The organism is Pseudomonas sp. IT-232MI5 (assembly GCF_949767845.1).
GTDB lineage: Bacteria > Pseudomonadota > Gammaproteobacteria > Pseudomonadales > Pseudomonadaceae > Aquipseudomonas.
The window spans coordinates 449,208-463,712 of sequence record NZ_CATKQE010000011.1 but is presented as its reverse complement, the minus strand read 5'-3'; the positions used below and the strand labels follow the sequence as shown (position 1 = coordinate 463,712).

Sequence of the window (14,505 nt, the reverse complement as noted above, 5' to 3'; positions counted from 1 at the left end):
CAGCGTCGCCAAATCCACACGTTCTGAAGGATTAGAACATGTCAAAAATCGATTTCTCTTTAGTGCAAAACGCGGCGAGCGATGCCGCCTCGCTGATGCCGAGCATTGCCGGCAAAAAGGTCCTTATGGGCTTCTGGCACAACTGGCCCGCAGGCCCGAGCGATGGTTACCGCCAGGGCCGCTTTGCCAGCCTCTCGCTGGAGGACGTGCCCAAGGAGTACAACGTGGTTGCGGTCGCTTTTATGAAGGGCAGCGGGATTCCGACCTTCAAACCGTTCAACGTTTCCGATGCCGAGTTCCGCCGCCAGGTCGGCGTACTCAACAGCCAGGGACGGGCCGTGTTGATTTCCCTCGGCGGCGCCGATGCGCACATCGAATTGCGCAGCGGTCAGGAACAACCGCTGGCCAACGAAATCATTCGTCTGGTGGAAACCTACGGCTTCGACGGTCTGGACATCGATCTTGAACAGAGCGCGATTGATTTCGCTGCCAACAAGACAGTTCTGCCGGCCGCACTGAAACTGGTCAAGGATCACTACGCAGGCCAGGGCAAGCACTTCATCATCAGCATGGCTCCGGAGTTTCCGTACCTGACCAGCACCGGGAAATACATCAGCTATTTGCAGGCACTGGAAGGCTACTACGACTTCATCGCCCCACAGTTCTACAACCAGGGCGGTGACGGCGTTTGGGTGCCGGAGGCGAACAACGGCGCGGGTGCGTGGATTGCGCAGAACAACGATGCGCTGAAGGAGGATTTCCTTTACTACCTGACCGAAAGTCTGGTGACCGGCACACGTGGCTTCACGCGGATCCCGGCGGACAAGTTCGTCATCGGTCTGCCGGCCAATAACGATGCGGCAGCCACCGGTTATGTGATCGACAAAACCGTGGTCGGGAATGTCCTCAAGCGTCTGGCGATCAAGGGGATACCGATCAAAGGCCTGATGACCTGGTCGGTGAATTGGGATAACGGTACCAGCAAGGATGGCGTGCCATACAACTGGGAGTTCAGCCGGCGTTATGGGCCGTTGATTCACGGGGTACCCGCCGCAGGGCAAGCTTTCGATGATAAGCAATCGTTTATCGCTCGTTAGTTGCAAATGAAGAAGCCCGGTAGCGCTGCCGGGCTTTTTTTGTTTGCGCAATTATTCGACCATGGCGACTTACTCAGGAACAGGATCAGGCGTCATGTCCAACACAGCCGAGCGGGTCAACATTGTCGACACTCAAGTGTTGTCCCATGACTGGTATCTACTGAAGAAAATCACCTTCGACTATCACCGCAACAATGGCGAGTGGCAGCGTCAGACCCGTGAGGTCTACGACCGTGGTAACGGTGCAGCGATTCTGTTGTTCAACCGCGAGCAACGCACGGTGGTGCTGACCCGGCAGTTTCGTTTGCCGGTATTCGTCAATGGCCACGATGGTTTGTTGATCGAGGTGGCGGCCGGGTTGCTCGAAGGTGCAGCGCCGGAGCAACGGATTCGCGATGAAGCCGAAGAGGAAACCGGGTATCGCGTGCACGATGTGACGAAGGTGTTCGAGGCTTACATGAGCCCTGGCTCGGTGACCGAGAAACTGCATTTTTTCATTGCCGAATACGACGCCGCATCGAAGGTTAGCGACGGTGGTGGTCTGGAAGAGGAGACCGAAGAACTGGAAGTGCTGGAGTGGCGATTCGACGACGCGTTGGCGGCGTTTCAGCGCGGCGAGATCTGCGACGCCAAGACCATCATGCTGTTGCAATATGCGGCGATGAATAACCTTTTTGCCCAATAAATCAAAAGATCGCAGCCTTCGGCAGCTCCTACAGGAAAACGCATTCCAGGTAGGAGCTGCCGAAGGCTGCGATCTCTTGATCTGTATTGACTGACTAAAACAAATCCCCGGTTTTGCCAATCTGCGACCAGTCGCCACCTTCAAGTGTCAGCAGGCGCTCTTTCGCCTCTAGCCCACCGGCAAACCCGGTGAGCTTCCCCGACGCGCCGATCACTCGATGACACGGCGCGACAATGGAGATCGGGTTGCGTCCGTTCGCTGCGCCCACTGCCCGCACGGCGCTGGGATTGCCTATCTGTTCGGCAATCTGGCTGTAGGTCCGCGTCTCGCCGAATGGAATGGTCAGCAGCGCCGCCCAGACCTTTTTCTGAAAGTCGGTGCCAGCGAAATTCAGTTCCAGATCAAAACAGTCACGCGTCCCGGAAAAATATTCTTCAAGTTGTCGAGCCGTTCGAATCAGGATCGGATTGTTGGGTGCCTCACTCATCGGGCCGAGGCGCACACGGTTCGGTTTGTCATTTTCCCAGAGGATGGCTGCCAGTCGTGAACCGTTCGCGACCAGCTTCAGCTCGCCGACGGGCGAGGGCAGGGTGATGAACGTGTAAGGCATGACGGCAGACTCCGGATCAGGGCGGCAACAGCGCCCAGCATACTGCCTGATCGGGGAGGCGCAATACGCAAAGCCGACCATACTGCTTGGTGCTCTTGCAGCGTTCCCCCTCTGTTTTGCACAGACCCTGAAAACAACAAAAAAGAGATCGACTCATGAAGTACGAACCTTTGGCCAAGTCGCTGATAGCGACCTCACTGGCACTCAGCTGTCTCATGGCTCACGCGGCGTCAGTCGCTCCGGTTGCCGCCGAAAACGGCATGGTGGTCACCGCGCAACATCTGGCCACCCATGTCGGCGTCGACGTACTGAAAAGTGGCGGCAATGCCGTCGACGCGGCGGTCGCCGTGGGTTACGCGCTGGCGGTGGTTTACCCCGCAGCGGGCAACCTCGGTGGAGGCGGCTTCATGACCATTCAACTGGCGGACGGGCGTAAGACCTTCCTCGATTTCCGCGAAAAAGCGCCACTGGCGGCCACCGCCAACATGTACCTCGACAAGGAAGGCAACGTAATTCCCGATCTCAGCACCCGTGGACATTTGGCGGTGGGCGTACCGGGCACGGTGTCCGGCATGGAACTGGCGCTGAGCAAATACGGGACCAAGCCACGCAAGGAAATGATTGCACCGGCGATCAAACTGGCGGAAGACGGTTTTGAACTGGAGCAGGGTGACGTCGAACTGCTGGAGTACGCCACCGACGTGTTCAAGAAGGACATGCGCGATTCTGGCTCGATCTTCCTCAGCAAAGGCGAGCCGATGCAGGTCGGGCAGAAACTGGTGCAAAAGGACCTCGGCAAGACCCTGCGGACCATTTCCGAGAAAGGCGCCGACGGCTTCTATAAAGGCTGGGTAGCCGATGCCATTGTCACTTCCAGTCAGGCCAACAAAGGCATCATTACCCAGGCCGACCTCGACAAATACAAGACCCGCGAACTGGCACCGGTGGAGTGTGATTACCGTGGTTACCACGTGGTTTCGGCGCCGCCGCCAAGCTCTGGCGGGGTAGTGATCTGCCAGATCATGAACATCCTCGAAGGCTATCCGATGAAGGACCTGGGCTTCCATTCCGCTCAGGGCATGCACTACCAGATCGAAGCGATGCGTCACGCGTATGTCGATCGCAACAGCTATCTCGGCGATCCGGATTTCGTCAAAAATCCGATCGAGCACCTGCTGGACAAGAACTACGCGACCAAACTGCGCGATGCCATCCAGCCGCAAAAGGCCGGCGTGTCGGCTGAGCTCAAGCCTGGTGTAGCGCCCCATGAAGGCAGCAACACCACCCACTATTCGATCGTCGACAAGTGGGGCAATGCAGTGTCGGTCACCTACACCCTCAACGATTGGTTCGGCGCCGGCGTGATGGCAAGCAAGACCGGGGTGATCCTCAACGATGAAATGGACGACTTCACCTCCAAGGTCGGCGTGCCGAACATGTACGGTCTGGTGCAGGGTGAAGCCAATGCGATTGCCCCGGGCAAGGCACCGCTGTCATCGATGAGCCCGACCATTGTCACCAAGGACGGCAAAGTGGTGATGGTGGTCGGCACGCCGGGCGGGAGCCGCATCATCACCGCGACGTTGCTGACCATGCTCAATGTCATCGACTACGGCATGGGCTTGCAGGAGGCGGTCGACGCGCCACGCTTCCACCAGCAGTGGATGCCGGAAGAAACCAACCTCGAAGACTTCGCCGCCAGCCCCGACACGAAGAAGCTCCTCGAAAGCTGGGGCCACAAATTCGCCGGGCCGCAGGACGCCAATCACATCGCCGCGATTCTGGTCGGCGCACCGTCGCTGGGGGGTAAACCCGTCGGGAAAAACCGTTTCTACGGCGCCAACGATCCACGCCGCAACACTGGCTTGTCACTGGGTTACTAAGAAGCGTAAAAAAGGGGGCGGGCTCACATCCGCCCCCGTCTCAAGGACTGATCAAGGAAGGCTCATCATGACCACCGCATTGCTGATCATCGACGTCCAGCGCGCCCTCTGCTCGGGCGAATACCAGTGCCATGACATTCACCGTGTAATCGACACCATCAACGGCCTCAGCGCCCGCGCGCGCAAGGCAGGTGTGCCAGTGGTGCTGATCCAGCATGAAGAAAAGGACAGCCCGTTGGCCCATGGTGCCGAAGGCTGGCAGCTGGCCGAAGGGCTTGATACATCGCCGAAAGACTTGCGCGTACGCAAGACCACCCCGGATTCGTTCTACCAGACTGACTTGCGCAAACTGTTGCCGAGCGAAGATTTCGAAAAACTGCTCATCTGCGGTCTGCAAACCGATTACTGCGTCAATGCCACCGTGCGCCAGGCCCATCAACTGGGTTATGACGTGGTGCTCGCCGCCGACGCGCATTCCACCGTCGACAACGGCAACATGAGCGCCGAAGACATCATCACCGAGCACAACAAGGATCTGGCGCACCTGACCGGCTCCGTGGCGCGCATCGACGTCAAACCCGCCGCCGACATCAGGTTCTGACTACCCACTCCTACAGTGATTGCGAAACCCTGATTGCTATGTACATCAGGGATTTCCGCTGGCAGCACTGGCATACTGCGCGCCGTCCGAAGAATGGAATCTCTCGATGTTCGCGATCTCCCTGCGTTATGCCTTGCTGCTGACGTCCCTTGCGTTTGCCTCTGTTACCCACGCCAGCAGTTTCGATTGCTCCACGGCCAACAACAAAACCGAAAAAGCCGTTTGTGGCGACCCGCAGATTTCGCTGCTCGACGAGAAGCTGGGCAAGCTCTGGCATTCGACATTGGCCAGTGTCCCCGATGCCAAAGCCCTCAAGGCTGACCAGCGGCAGTGGCTGAAAAGTCGCAACGCCTGCGGCGATCAGACGGCCTGTTTGCGCCGCGAGTATTTGATGCGGCTGAGCGAGCTCGAACACGCTACCCAGCCGTTCAGTTGGGACGCAACCTGGCAACTCATACCGCCGGGGACTTCAACCTCGGCAACGGTGATAACCCAGCGCCGCGATGCCACGCACATCAGCATCGACATCACGGCGGCTGAGGGTGCCAACTCCGGTGATCTGGATGGCGTTGCCACACTCAACGACGGTAAAGCCGATTACTCGGAAGATGAGTGCACCCTGTTGTTCACTCCCATCAACGGTGTGCTGGATATTTCGCTTGCAGGGGAAGGCGGGTATTGCAGTGCCGGATTGGGCGTCTACTACACCGGCCGTTTTGTCGCCTCGGAGCACCCGCTGACACTGGATTACGACATGCTCAGCCTGGGCCTGGCACAAACACCGGAAGAGAACCAGGCACTGCACACCTTGCTCAAAGGTGATTATCAGACACTGGTGGAAAAGTCCGGCTCCCTGATGACGGGTGAGCCAGGCACCGATGTGCCGGGCAGTCAGGTCTGGGAGATGTGGATGCGCGGTCTGGGTGGCACCGGCATCGTGATGCGCTCATCCGATGGCCATTTCTGGGTGTTGTTGGTGACCTACGACAGTTCCGGCCATTCGCGTCTGCGCTACTACACCAACGTGGCGAAATGGAAAAAAGTTCTACCCGATGCCTTGCACGACTGGAATGAGCGCATGAAAGCTCATCTGGAGCTGCCCGTAGACTTCATGCCCTGATCTGCGCGGTAGCCCATCCGCTCACGTCGCAAACAAAACCCCACGAATCCCGCCCACCCGCGGCGTCACCACGACACCCTCCAGCACCATTCGCGTAATCGTCTGCGCCGCCGTTTGATAATCCTCATCCTGCGGCACTTCGCGCCCCATGATCCGCCCCATCTGCCAGCCAATGTTGGTGTACGTGCGCGTCGCCGACCAAATGAACAGCATCAGATGCTCAGGATCCACCGGCGCCAGCAAGCCGCGCTCAATCCAGCTGCGCAGGCATTCAACGTTACGCCGCGCTTCGGCATACAACAGATCGCGGCACTCAGCCGGCAACTGTCGACCGCCCAGCAGCAACTCGCCACTGAATACCTTGGCAATCGCCGGATGCTCGCGAGCAATACGAATCCGCGCGGCAACGTAAGCACGCAGCCCCGTCAGCGGGTCATCACTTTCACGCAGCGCCGCTGAAGCTTCCAACAGCGGCTCGACAAACCCCAGCAGTACTTTGCAGTAGAGGTTTTCCTTGGTCTGAAAGTAATAATACAGATTGGCCTTGGGCACCCCGGCACGCGCCGCAATATCGCGAGTCTGGGTGGCGTCGAAGCCGTTGGCGGCGAACTCTTCGCGGGCAGCGGCGAGGATCAACTGCTCGTTGCGGACGCGGATGGCACTCATGGCAATACAGGTTGGCTGGACGGCATGGATAGATTCTGGCGATTTCGGTCTCGCAATATACAAAACTATATAGCGATGAGGCCAGCACACTCGAGGGACGGCGCTATGCTGTTTCGATCAACGAGTGGAAACGGAGCCGGCACATGACCCTTCAGGCAGTGCGAGCAGACGCGACACATCTGGATGCGGTGGCGCCGTTGTTCGACGCTTACCGTGGTTTTTACCAACAGCCGTCGAATCTCGAGCAATCGCGAACCTTCATCGCCGAACGCATGGCTGGCAACGAATCGGCGATATTTCTCGCGCAGGATGAACACGGCGAGGCGCTGGGATTCGTGCAGTTGTACCCGACGTTCTCGTCCATCGATGCCCACCGCACCTGGCTGCTCAGCGACCTGTTCACCACGCCCGCCGCACGTGGACGCGGGGTGGGTCGATTGCTGATGAACACGGCGCGTGACTTTGCCTTGGCGAGCGGTGCCAAGGGGCTGGTGCTGGAAACCGCCACCGACAACCTTATGGCGCAAGGTTTGTACGAATCCCTCGGCTACGTGCGCGACAGCGGTTATTACACCTACATCCTCGACTTGCGGCAGGGTTGAGCAAATTTTTTTGCGATTTCCCGAATTCAGGCTTTCGCCCGACCGCCGCTCTCTCTAGAATCCGCCCGGCCTTCAAAATGAAGGCGCAATGCCATCATCTGGATGTGTATACATAGGGACGGATCATCATGCAATTCGGGAAAATTCTGGCGCTGGGGCTGGTACTTGCGCTGGGCGGTTGTGCCAGTTTCACCAAAGACGAAGTGGCGCCGGTGACCATGCCGTCGATGGCCAGCTACACCAATAAGCCAAACGTATACGTCGATTTCGATTTCTATCAGGGCGAGCCGAAAAGTGGTTCCGCCGTGGAAGTGCCGCAAGCACGTGATCAACTGAAACCACAGCTGCAAAAAATCCTCACTGACTCGGGTCTGTTCGGCCGTGTCACCCTGGACGAGTTCCAGAAGCAGCCGGGGGACTACAGCCTGCGTCTGAAAATGTACAACCATCCGCCGAATGCCGGTTCCATGGTACTGGGCTTTATTAGTGGTTTCAGCCTGGGGGTGATCCCGGCGTACGGCACCGATCAGTACTCCATGAGCCTGGAAGGCATGGATGGCCAGGGTCAGGCCCTGACCACCGCGAGCAATCATGATGCGATCGGGACCTGGATCGGTATCTGGTTCATCCCGCTGATGGCCAACACACCGAAAGACGCGGTGAATGACACTTTCACCCGTCAGGTCAACGCGCTGCTCAAGCAACTGGTCGATAGCAAAAACCTGAAGTACTCGGCACTCGAAACCGCTATTCCAATGGCCTGAAGAAAAAAAGAGCCGCAATCGCGGCTCTTTTTTTGCCCTTACTTCAGGGCCTGAATGAACTGTGGATCGCTGTACAGTTCCTTCAGCAGGTCACGCACCATCGGGTTGTAAGCGTTGACCGCGTTCGGAATCGCAATGAAGCCGAAAAAGCTGCTGCTCCACTGGCTGCTGACATTCTTGGTGGCGTCGTACACCACATCGTTGCCGTTGAGCAGGGTGAAGCGAGCGGCGAGTTTGCCGTCGCCCGTGCCCATGCCTGCGGACAGTTCGTTCTTCACCACCAACACTTTCAACTGACGCTGCGCCTGCGGATCGAGCAGGCCGGCCTTGCGCAGTTCTTCAGTGATCGCATCCTGAATGTGCGCCGGGATGCTGCCGGACGGCGAGCGAACCGGGTTGGCGCGAACCACCAGCGAACCTTCACCGGATTCGGCCGTGACCTGAGGATTGCTGATCGCGTGGAGCGGCGGGGTTTGCTTGAGCTTCTGCACGTTCTCGAAGCTTGGCTCGTAACGAGTCATGGTCATGCCACAGCCTTGCAGTAGCAGGGCCAGCATCGGGATCAACAACAGCGACTTCTTCACGGCAGTTCCTTGCGTGGGAATAGAGGAGGGCGCGAATTATGGGCAGAGTGCCATCATTGGGCAACCTCGTTCGTCTGCGTGTTGAGCAATCGCTCGATCTGCGCCAATTCCCAGGTACTGAGTAAACTTACCGGATCGGTGCCATAACGCTGCCAACTGTCCAGCGCACCTTCCTGCCCATCACCATTGCGGGCGAATTCACAGTGATGTAACCGGCTACCTTCAAAGTCCAGCAGCAGGTGCCAGCCCTCGATATCGACCGCGACCCGCCCCGCCTCGTCAGGCATCTCGCAGACTTTGAAAGTGAGGACACCCAGCGCCGCTTCACGCAAACGCTGGCACACCTCGCGGGCGCTCAGAAAGGCAGACATGTTCAACTCAATGGATACAGGAACGCGCCAGCATAAAGCCCGAGCCGACAAGTGTCAGCGTTCACTGGCCCGATCCCGGACAATTCCGTAACATCCGCAACCCTCTTTTCTCCGAACACCTGCAGTCGCGCTCGACGGCTGCTCAATCAGGTAAGCCATGAAACCGATTCGTCTGCGCGCCGATGTCCTGGCCGGACTCACCACCTCGTTTGCCCTGTTGCCCGAATGCATTGCGTTCGCGCTGGTGGCGCACCTCAATCCGCTGATGGGTCTGTATGGCGCCTTCATCATTTGTACACTGACGGCGTTGTTCGGCGGCCGGCCAGGCATGGTCTCCGGTGCGGCGGGTTCGATGGCCGTGGTCATCGTCGCGCTGGTGGTGCAACACGGCGTGCAGTATTTGCTGGCGACGGTGTTGCTCGGCGGTCTGATCATGATGGCGTTCGGGCTGCTGCGCCTGGGCAAACTGGTGCGCATGGTGCCGCACCCGGTGATGCTCGGCTTCGTCAACGGCTTGGCGATCATCATTGCATTGGCGCAACTGGAGCATTTCAAGAGCGGTGAGGACTGGCTCAGCGGTACGCCGCTGTACCTGATGACCGGGCTGGTTGCGCTGACCATGGCCATCGTCTACATCCTGCCGCGTCTGACGAAAGCGGTGCCGCCGGCACTGGTGGCGATTCTCGGCGTCGGTCTGCTGGTCTACCTGTTCGGCCTGCCGACCCGCACCCTTGGCGACATGGCACACATCGCCGGCGGCTTGCCGACGTTCGCCTTGCCGGACATCCCGTGGAGTCTGGAAACCCTGCGCATCATCGCGCCTTACGCAATCCTGATGGCGCTGGTCGGTCTGCTGGAAACCTTGCTGACCCTCAACCTCACCGACGAAATCACCGAAACCCGTGGCTACCCGGATCGCGAGTGCGTGGCGCTCGGCGCGGCCAACATGGTCAGCGGCGCGTTCGGTGGCATGGGCGGGTGCGCGATGATCGGCCAGACCGTGATCAACCTCAGTTCCGGCGGGCGCGGGCGCTTGTCCGGCGTGGTTGCTGGCGTGCTGATTCTGTTGTTCATTCTGTTCCTGTCGCCGCTGATCGAGCGTATTCCGCTGGCGGCGCTGGTCGGCGTGATGTTCGTGGTGTCGCAGCAGACCTTCGCCTGGGCGTCGTTGCGGGTGGTGAATAAAGTGCCGCTCAATGATGTGCTGGTGATCATCGCCGTGACCACCATCACCGTGTTTACCGATCTGGCCACTGCGGTGCTGTGCGGCATCATTATTGCGGCGCTCAACTTTGCCTGGCAGCAGGCCCGTGAGCTGTATGCCGATGAGCATCTGGAGGCTGACGGCAGCAAGCTCTATCGTCTGCACGGCACGCTGTTTTTCGCCTCGACCACGCCGTTCCTCAATCAGTTCGATCCGGCCAATGATCCGGCTCGGGTGACGCTGGATTGTCGGCATTTGAGTTTTGTCGATTACTCGGCGATTGCGGCGTTGAAGACTTTGCGCGAGCGATATGCCAAGGCGGGTAAGCATTTGCAGGTGTTTCATTTGTCTGAGCGCTGCAAAAAATTACTCAAGCGTGCCGGTGTCGACCACGACTGAAGGCGCTGGCGCTGACGCCTTCAACCAGATCTTGCTGAGAATCCGCGAGACCTGATCGGCTGAGTAGGGCTTGGCGAGAAACTCGAAACCCTCGTGACCGTAGCGCGCCAGTTCTTCGCTGTAGCCGGAGGTCAGTATCACGGGCAGATCCGGGCGGCGACGGCGCAATTCCCTGGCGAGCGCGACTCCCGTGATACCGGGCATGACGACATCGGAAAACACTGCGTCGAAAGCCCTTGCGTCTTCGCCTGCCAACTTCAAGGCTTCTTCGGCGTTGGTGGCCCACGTCGTGTCATAGCCCAGATCCTGCAGGATCTGATTGGCGAAGCGGCCAACGTCCAGATTGTCCTCGACCACCAGCACCCGGCGCTTTTCATGCGGCGCCTGCAGTTCGCCTTCGTCCGACGTCTCGCTGGCCTGCGGCGCAACCGCCGGTACCTGGGGCAGGTACAGCGTAAACTGCGTTCCGTGACCGACCAGGCTGGACACATCGACATTACCGCCCGATTGCTTGGCAAAGCCGAACACTTGCGATAACCCGAGCCCTGTGCCTTTGCCGACATCTTTAGTGGTGAAGAACGGTTCGAAAATATGCTCAAGAGTATGCGCATCGATACCGCCGCCGGTGTCCGACAGTGCGATGGACACAAACGGGCCGCTGGCGCCGGCATGGCCGCGTATCGCTGGCAGTGGTTTGTCGCACTCAAGGCGCAATTTCAGCAGGCCTTGGCCATTCATCGCGTCACGGGCGTTGAGCGCGATATTGATCACTGCGGTTTCGAACTGACTCAGATCGACGCGGATGTAGCAGGGTTGGTCCGGCCGTTCGACGCTGACATGAATTTGCGCGCCCGTGACAGACTCGAGCATTTCACCGATGTTCGCCAACCGTTCGCCCGCATCGACCACTTGCGGGTTGAGCGGCTGACGCCGGGCAAAAGCAAGTAATTGGCTGGTCAGCTTGGAGGCGCGCTCGACGGTGTCGGAAACCGCGCGCATATAGCGCTGACGACGCTCCTGCGGCAGGTTGGGCTGGCGCAGGAAATCCACTGACGAGCGAATGATAGTCAGCAGATTGTTGAAATCATGGGCCACACCGCCGGTCAACTGGCCGATGGCTTCAAGCTTTTGTGACTGGCGCAGCGCCGACTCCGTTTCGGCCAGACGCAAGCTGCGTTCCTCGACCCGTTGTTCCAGCGTGGCATTCAGTTCCGCCAGCGCCAGCAGGCCTTCACGCACGTTGGCATCGGCGCGGACCCGTTCGATGTGCGCCCAGCAACGCTCGGTGACTTCGCTCAGCAGTGACTGTTCGAAGCGCGACCAGGCTCGCGGCACATTGTCGTGCACCGCCATCAGTGCGGTCAGTCGTCCTTGCTTGATCAACGGCACGCAAATGGTTGCAGTGATGCCGATGGCCTGGAAGGTTGCCGATTCTTCAGGGGCGAGTTCGCTGCGGTTGTCATGGATGATCAGCGGTTCGCCGGCACGTAGCAAGGTCACGGCTTTCTCACCGAAGTCGCGCAGTCGATAGTGGCCGACGATGCTTGGCGAGCCGGGCGCCGCCCAATCGCCGCGAATGGTGAAACCGTCCTCATCGGCGTCCATGTCGGCGTAGGCACAGTTTGACAGCTGCAGATGTTCGACCATCAGACGCGTGGTGATGGCGAGAATGGCTTGGGCATCGGTCGCGTTGGCAACGGCGTTGCCGAGCGCCTCAAGCACGGCCAGACGCTGGTTGAGAAAAACCGTCTGGGTGGTTTCCGTAACGGTATCGAGCATGCCGACCACGTTGCCGAGCGAATCGCGGATCGGGCTGTAGCAGAAGGTAAAAAACGCCTGCTCCGGTCCGCTGCCTCGCTCGATGGTCAGCGCAAAGTTTTCGATGTAAGTGGCTTGCCCGGCGTACGCCGCATCGGCAATCGGGCTGATCTCGCTCCAGGCTTCTTCCCAGATCTTGCTGAAAGGTCTTCCCAGAGCGTTCGGTTTAGCGCCGAGAATCGGCAGGAAGGCGTCGTTGAACAAGGTGATCAGTTCTGGCCCCCAAACGATGGCTTGAGGAAAGTGCGAGGCAAGACTGAGCGAGACCGTGGTCTTGAGCACATCGGGCCAGTTTTGCAACGGACCCAGCGGGGTGCTTGCCCAATCATGGCGTCGAATCTGCTCGGCCATCTCACCGTTGTCTTGCAACCAGTCTGTCATGGGAATCGTGTCTTTCCGGGCATCTGCGTGTGAAGAAAGACCTTTGCGCGCGGTGTTTGGTTTCAGCACGCCCGCTCGCAGTGAAACTGTTTTTTCAGGTCTGCGCACATCATTGCACGATGCGTGAGACAAAACGATTTGTGACAAGGGCGCCGGCTCCCGCCGGAGACGAGACGCCCCACAAAATATTGAGGGGCTGCTGCGCATTCCGGCGGGAGCAAGCGCCCTCGCCACAGTGTTTGTCAGGTTTTGATCAGGCATCGATGGCCGGGAAATCGATATCCGTCAGCGCCGCATTGTTCAGGTAGTTGGTCAGGCTCTGCACGGCCACCAGTGCAATCACTTCAATGATCTTCACGTCGTCGATACCGGCAGTGCGGGCGGCGGCGATCTGTTCGTCACTCAAATGGCCGCGACTTTCGGTCAACTGACGGGCGAGGGCGGCGTAGGCGTTGAGTTCGCCTTGGCGGGCGGCGACGATGTCCTGCGCCGAGAGCCCGGCCTTGCCGGCAAACAAAGTGTGCGCCGCCAGGCAGTAATCGCAACCGTTGACCTGCGAGGTGGCGAGGTAAACGGCTTCTTTTTCCTGGGCGCTCAGCGAAGTCTTGCCGAGGATTGCCGAGGCTTGCACGTAGGTTTCGAGGGCCACTGGCGCTTTCGCCAGGGTGGTGAACACGTTGGGCAGGAAACCGATTTTCTTTTTCACGCCTTCCAGCACTGGGCGGCTGGCGTCGGCGGCGGTTTCGAGGCTGATAGCGTGGATGCGGCTCATGGTGATTCTCCGAAAGTCCGGTGCGAAGTGCGCCGGGGATGGAGGTCATGTTATGGAACCGGGCTGGTGGATTGGCGCAAATCGTCGAGGATATGCGGCAGATCGTCCAGACTTACCCTTGGAGTCGTCCATGGATCGCCTTTCCACGTTGCTCAGCCATTTCGGCGTGTCTGCCGGGACCTTTCACAGCGGCACGTTTTGCGGCCTCAGCGTTCACGACGGCGAGCCATGCGGCCATGTGCATTTGTTGCAGGCAGGCGAGTTGCTGCTCAAGCCGGGCAGCGAGCGTGAAATTCGTCTCTGTGAACCGTCGCTGATCTTCTTCCCCCGGCCCTTTGCCCATCGCATGTTCGCCGACGAGGCGATGGACACCCGAGTGGTCTGCGCCACGCTGACGTTTGACGGCGGTTCCGGCAATGCACTGGCGGCGGCACTGCCGGATTATTTGGTGCTGAAGCTGACGGACATCCCGGAATTGGGCAGCACCGTGGAATGGCTGTTCAAGGAAGCCTTCGAAGGGCATTGCGGGCGGGTGGCGGTGATGGATCGCCTGTTCGAACTGCTGGTGATTCTGCTGTTGCGGCACTTGATCAGCAGCCGCGAGCAACAACCGGGGATGATCGCCGGGCTAGCTGATCCGCGTCTTTCGCGCGCCTTGAACCTGATGCACGAGCAACCGCAAAAACCGTGGAGCGTGGCGGATCTGGCCGCTGTCGCCAACCTGTCCCGCGCCGGGTTTGCCGAGCAGTTTCGCCGGGTCGTCGGGCAGACACCGGCCGATTATCTGCTGAGCTGGCGCGTCAGTCTGGCGCAGAAACGCTTGCGCGAAGGCAAGCCGATTGCGCTGATTGCCGAGGAGGTCGGTTACGAAAGCCCCTCGGCGCTGGCCCGGGCGTTTCGGCGCAAGACCGGGCTCAGCCCGCGCGAGTGGAAGGCGGGCGCCTGAGG

The 14,505-nt window shown here is 59.4% G+C and carries 14 protein-coding genes and 1 pseudogene; 9 read left to right on the top strand and 6 right to left on the bottom strand.

Annotated elements, in window-relative coordinates:
* Positions 1-38: 38 nt before the first annotated feature.
* Positions 39-1,040 (top strand): annotated as a pseudogene (locus ACM6JQ_RS10960) (chitinase); the annotation flags it as partial.
* A gap of 151 nt (positions 1,041-1,191) precedes the next feature.
* On the top strand, positions 1,192-1,782 hold the full coding sequence (locus ACM6JQ_RS10955) for an NUDIX domain-containing protein (RefSeq protein WP_095113673.1): 591 nt from the start codon (positions 1,192-1,194) through the stop codon (positions 1,780-1,782).
* Between the two features lie 94 nt (positions 1,783-1,876).
* Here ACM6JQ_RS10955 and ACM6JQ_RS10950 read toward each other — a convergent pair whose 3' ends face one another.
* The gene (locus ACM6JQ_RS10950) at positions 1,877-2,392 is read right to left on the bottom strand and encodes a methylated-DNA--[protein]-cysteine S-methyltransferase (RefSeq protein ID WP_414893777.1); all 516 of its coding nucleotides are present in this window, start codon (positions 2,390-2,392) and stop codon (positions 1,877-1,879) included.
* Positions 2,393-2,547: 155 nt separating this feature from the next.
* Between ACM6JQ_RS10950 and ggt the strand changes: the two genes are divergently transcribed.
* The 3 genes from ggt (at position 2,548) to ACM6JQ_RS10935 (ending at position 5,996) form a co-directional block, all read left to right on the top strand.
* The gene (ggt, locus tag ACM6JQ_RS10945) at positions 2,548-4,275 is read left to right on the top strand and encodes a gamma-glutamyltransferase (RefSeq protein ID WP_007908112.1); all 1,728 of its coding nucleotides are present in this window, start codon (positions 2,548-2,550) and stop codon (positions 4,273-4,275) included.
* 67 nt (positions 4,276-4,342) lie between these two features.
* Positions 4,343-4,876, top strand: coding sequence for a cysteine hydrolase family protein (locus ACM6JQ_RS10940; protein ID WP_007908113.1), 534 nt, complete (start codon positions 4,343-4,345; stop codon positions 4,874-4,876).
* Between the two features lie 106 nt (positions 4,877-4,982).
* On the top strand, positions 4,983-5,996 hold the full coding sequence (locus ACM6JQ_RS10935; RefSeq protein WP_414893776.1) for a lysozyme inhibitor LprI family protein: 1,014 nt from the start codon (positions 4,983-4,985) through the stop codon (positions 5,994-5,996).
* Between the two features lie 21 nt (positions 5,997-6,017).
* Here the strand turns inward: ACM6JQ_RS10935 and ACM6JQ_RS10930 are convergent, their stop codons facing one another.
* Entirely contained in the window at positions 6,018-6,662 is a 645-nt protein-coding gene (locus tag ACM6JQ_RS10930; RefSeq protein ID WP_007908117.1) for a TetR/AcrR family transcriptional regulator, read from the bottom strand.
* 143 nt (positions 6,663-6,805) lie between these two features.
* Here ACM6JQ_RS10930 and ACM6JQ_RS10925 point away from each other — a divergent pair, with 143 nt between their 5' ends.
* On the top strand, positions 6,806-7,264 hold the full coding sequence (locus tag ACM6JQ_RS10925) for a GNAT family N-acetyltransferase (protein ID WP_414893775.1): 459 nt from the start codon (positions 6,806-6,808) through the stop codon (positions 7,262-7,264).
* Between the two features lie 128 nt (positions 7,265-7,392).
* Positions 7,393-8,028 (top strand): hypothetical protein, encoded by a 636-nt coding sequence (locus tag ACM6JQ_RS10920; protein WP_095113669.1) that lies wholly within the window; start codon positions 7,393-7,395, stop codon positions 8,026-8,028.
* A 38-nt stretch (positions 8,029-8,066) separates the two neighbouring features.
* Here the strand turns inward: ACM6JQ_RS10920 and ACM6JQ_RS10915 are convergent, their stop codons facing one another.
* Both ACM6JQ_RS10915 and ACM6JQ_RS10910 read right to left on the bottom strand, forming a co-directional pair.
* Positions 8,067-8,612 carry a hypothetical protein gene (locus ACM6JQ_RS10915; RefSeq protein WP_007908120.1) on the bottom strand — a complete coding sequence of 182 codons (546 nt, stop codon included), beginning with the start codon at positions 8,610-8,612 and terminating at the stop codon, positions 8,067-8,069.
* A 53-nt stretch (positions 8,613-8,665) separates the two neighbouring features.
* Positions 8,666-8,983: a hypothetical protein gene (locus ACM6JQ_RS10910; protein ID WP_095113668.1), complete on the bottom strand. Its 318-nt coding sequence runs from the start codon at positions 8,981-8,983 to the stop codon at positions 8,666-8,668.
* A gap of 157 nt (positions 8,984-9,140) precedes the next feature.
* On the opposite strand from ACM6JQ_RS10910, the gene ACM6JQ_RS10905 reads away from it, so the two are divergent.
* Entirely contained in the window at positions 9,141-10,586 is a 1,446-nt protein-coding gene (locus ACM6JQ_RS10905) for a SulP family inorganic anion transporter (RefSeq protein ID WP_007908122.1), read from the top strand.
* On the opposite strand, the gene ACM6JQ_RS10900 is transcribed toward ACM6JQ_RS10905, so the two are convergent.
* Together ACM6JQ_RS10900 and ACM6JQ_RS10895 are read right to left on the bottom strand one after the other, a co-directional pair.
* Positions 10,554-12,785 (bottom strand): GAF domain-containing protein, encoded by a 2,232-nt coding sequence (locus tag ACM6JQ_RS10900; protein WP_095113667.1) that lies wholly within the window; start codon positions 12,783-12,785, stop codon positions 10,554-10,556. The two genes, ACM6JQ_RS10905 and ACM6JQ_RS10900, sit on opposite strands and share 33 nt — an antisense overlap.
* A gap of 253 nt (positions 12,786-13,038) precedes the next feature.
* Positions 13,039-13,557, bottom strand: a complete 519-nt coding sequence (locus ACM6JQ_RS10895; protein ID WP_414893774.1) for a carboxymuconolactone decarboxylase family protein — start codon at positions 13,555-13,557, stop codon at positions 13,039-13,041.
* Positions 13,558-13,687: 130 nt separating this feature from the next.
* Here ACM6JQ_RS10895 and ACM6JQ_RS10890 point away from each other — a divergent pair, with 130 nt between their 5' ends.
* Positions 13,688-14,503, top strand: coding sequence for a cupin domain-containing protein (locus tag ACM6JQ_RS10890; protein WP_414893773.1), 816 nt, complete (start codon positions 13,688-13,690; stop codon positions 14,501-14,503).
* The last annotated feature ends 2 nt before the right edge of the window (positions 14,504-14,505 follow it).

What these genes read in the sequence shown, in the direction of transcription:
- ACM6JQ_RS10955 (WP_095113673.1), top strand. Translation starts at nt 1,192, where the DNA reads ATGTCCAACACAGCCGAGCGGGTCAACATTGTCGACACTCAAGTGTTG.
- ACM6JQ_RS10950 (WP_414893777.1), bottom strand. Translation starts at nt 2,392, where the DNA reads ATGCCTTACACGTTCATCACCCTGCCCTCGCCCGTCGGCGAGCTGAAG.
- ggt (WP_007908112.1), top strand. Translation starts at nt 2,548, where the DNA reads ATGAAGTACGAACCTTTGGCCAAGTCGCTGATAGCGACCTCACTGGCA.
- ACM6JQ_RS10940 (WP_007908113.1), top strand. Translation starts at nt 4,343, where the DNA reads ATGACCACCGCATTGCTGATCATCGACGTCCAGCGCGCCCTCTGCTCG.
- ACM6JQ_RS10935 (WP_414893776.1), top strand. Translation starts at nt 4,983, where the DNA reads ATGTTCGCGATCTCCCTGCGTTATGCCTTGCTGCTGACGTCCCTTGCG.
- ACM6JQ_RS10930 (WP_007908117.1), bottom strand. Translation starts at nt 6,662, where the DNA reads ATGAGTGCCATCCGCGTCCGCAACGAGCAGTTGATCCTCGCCGCTGCC.
- ACM6JQ_RS10925 (WP_414893775.1), top strand. Translation starts at nt 6,806, where the DNA reads ATGACCCTTCAGGCAGTGCGAGCAGACGCGACACATCTGGATGCGGTG.
- ACM6JQ_RS10920 (WP_095113669.1), top strand. Translation starts at nt 7,393, where the DNA reads ATGCAATTCGGGAAAATTCTGGCGCTGGGGCTGGTACTTGCGCTGGGC.
- ACM6JQ_RS10910 (WP_095113668.1), bottom strand. Translation starts at nt 8,983, where the DNA reads ATGTCTGCCTTTCTGAGCGCCCGCGAGGTGTGCCAGCGTTTGCGTGAA.
- ACM6JQ_RS10905 (WP_007908122.1), top strand. Translation starts at nt 9,141, where the DNA reads ATGAAACCGATTCGTCTGCGCGCCGATGTCCTGGCCGGACTCACCACC.
- ACM6JQ_RS10900 (WP_095113667.1), bottom strand. Translation starts at nt 12,785, where the DNA reads ATGACAGACTGGTTGCAAGACAACGGTGAGATGGCCGAGCAGATTCGA.
- ACM6JQ_RS10895 (WP_414893774.1), bottom strand. Translation starts at nt 13,557, where the DNA reads ATGAGCCGCATCCACGCTATCAGCCTCGAAACCGCCGCCGACGCCAGC.
- ACM6JQ_RS10890 (WP_414893773.1), top strand. Translation starts at nt 13,688, where the DNA reads ATGGATCGCCTTTCCACGTTGCTCAGCCATTTCGGCGTGTCTGCCGGG.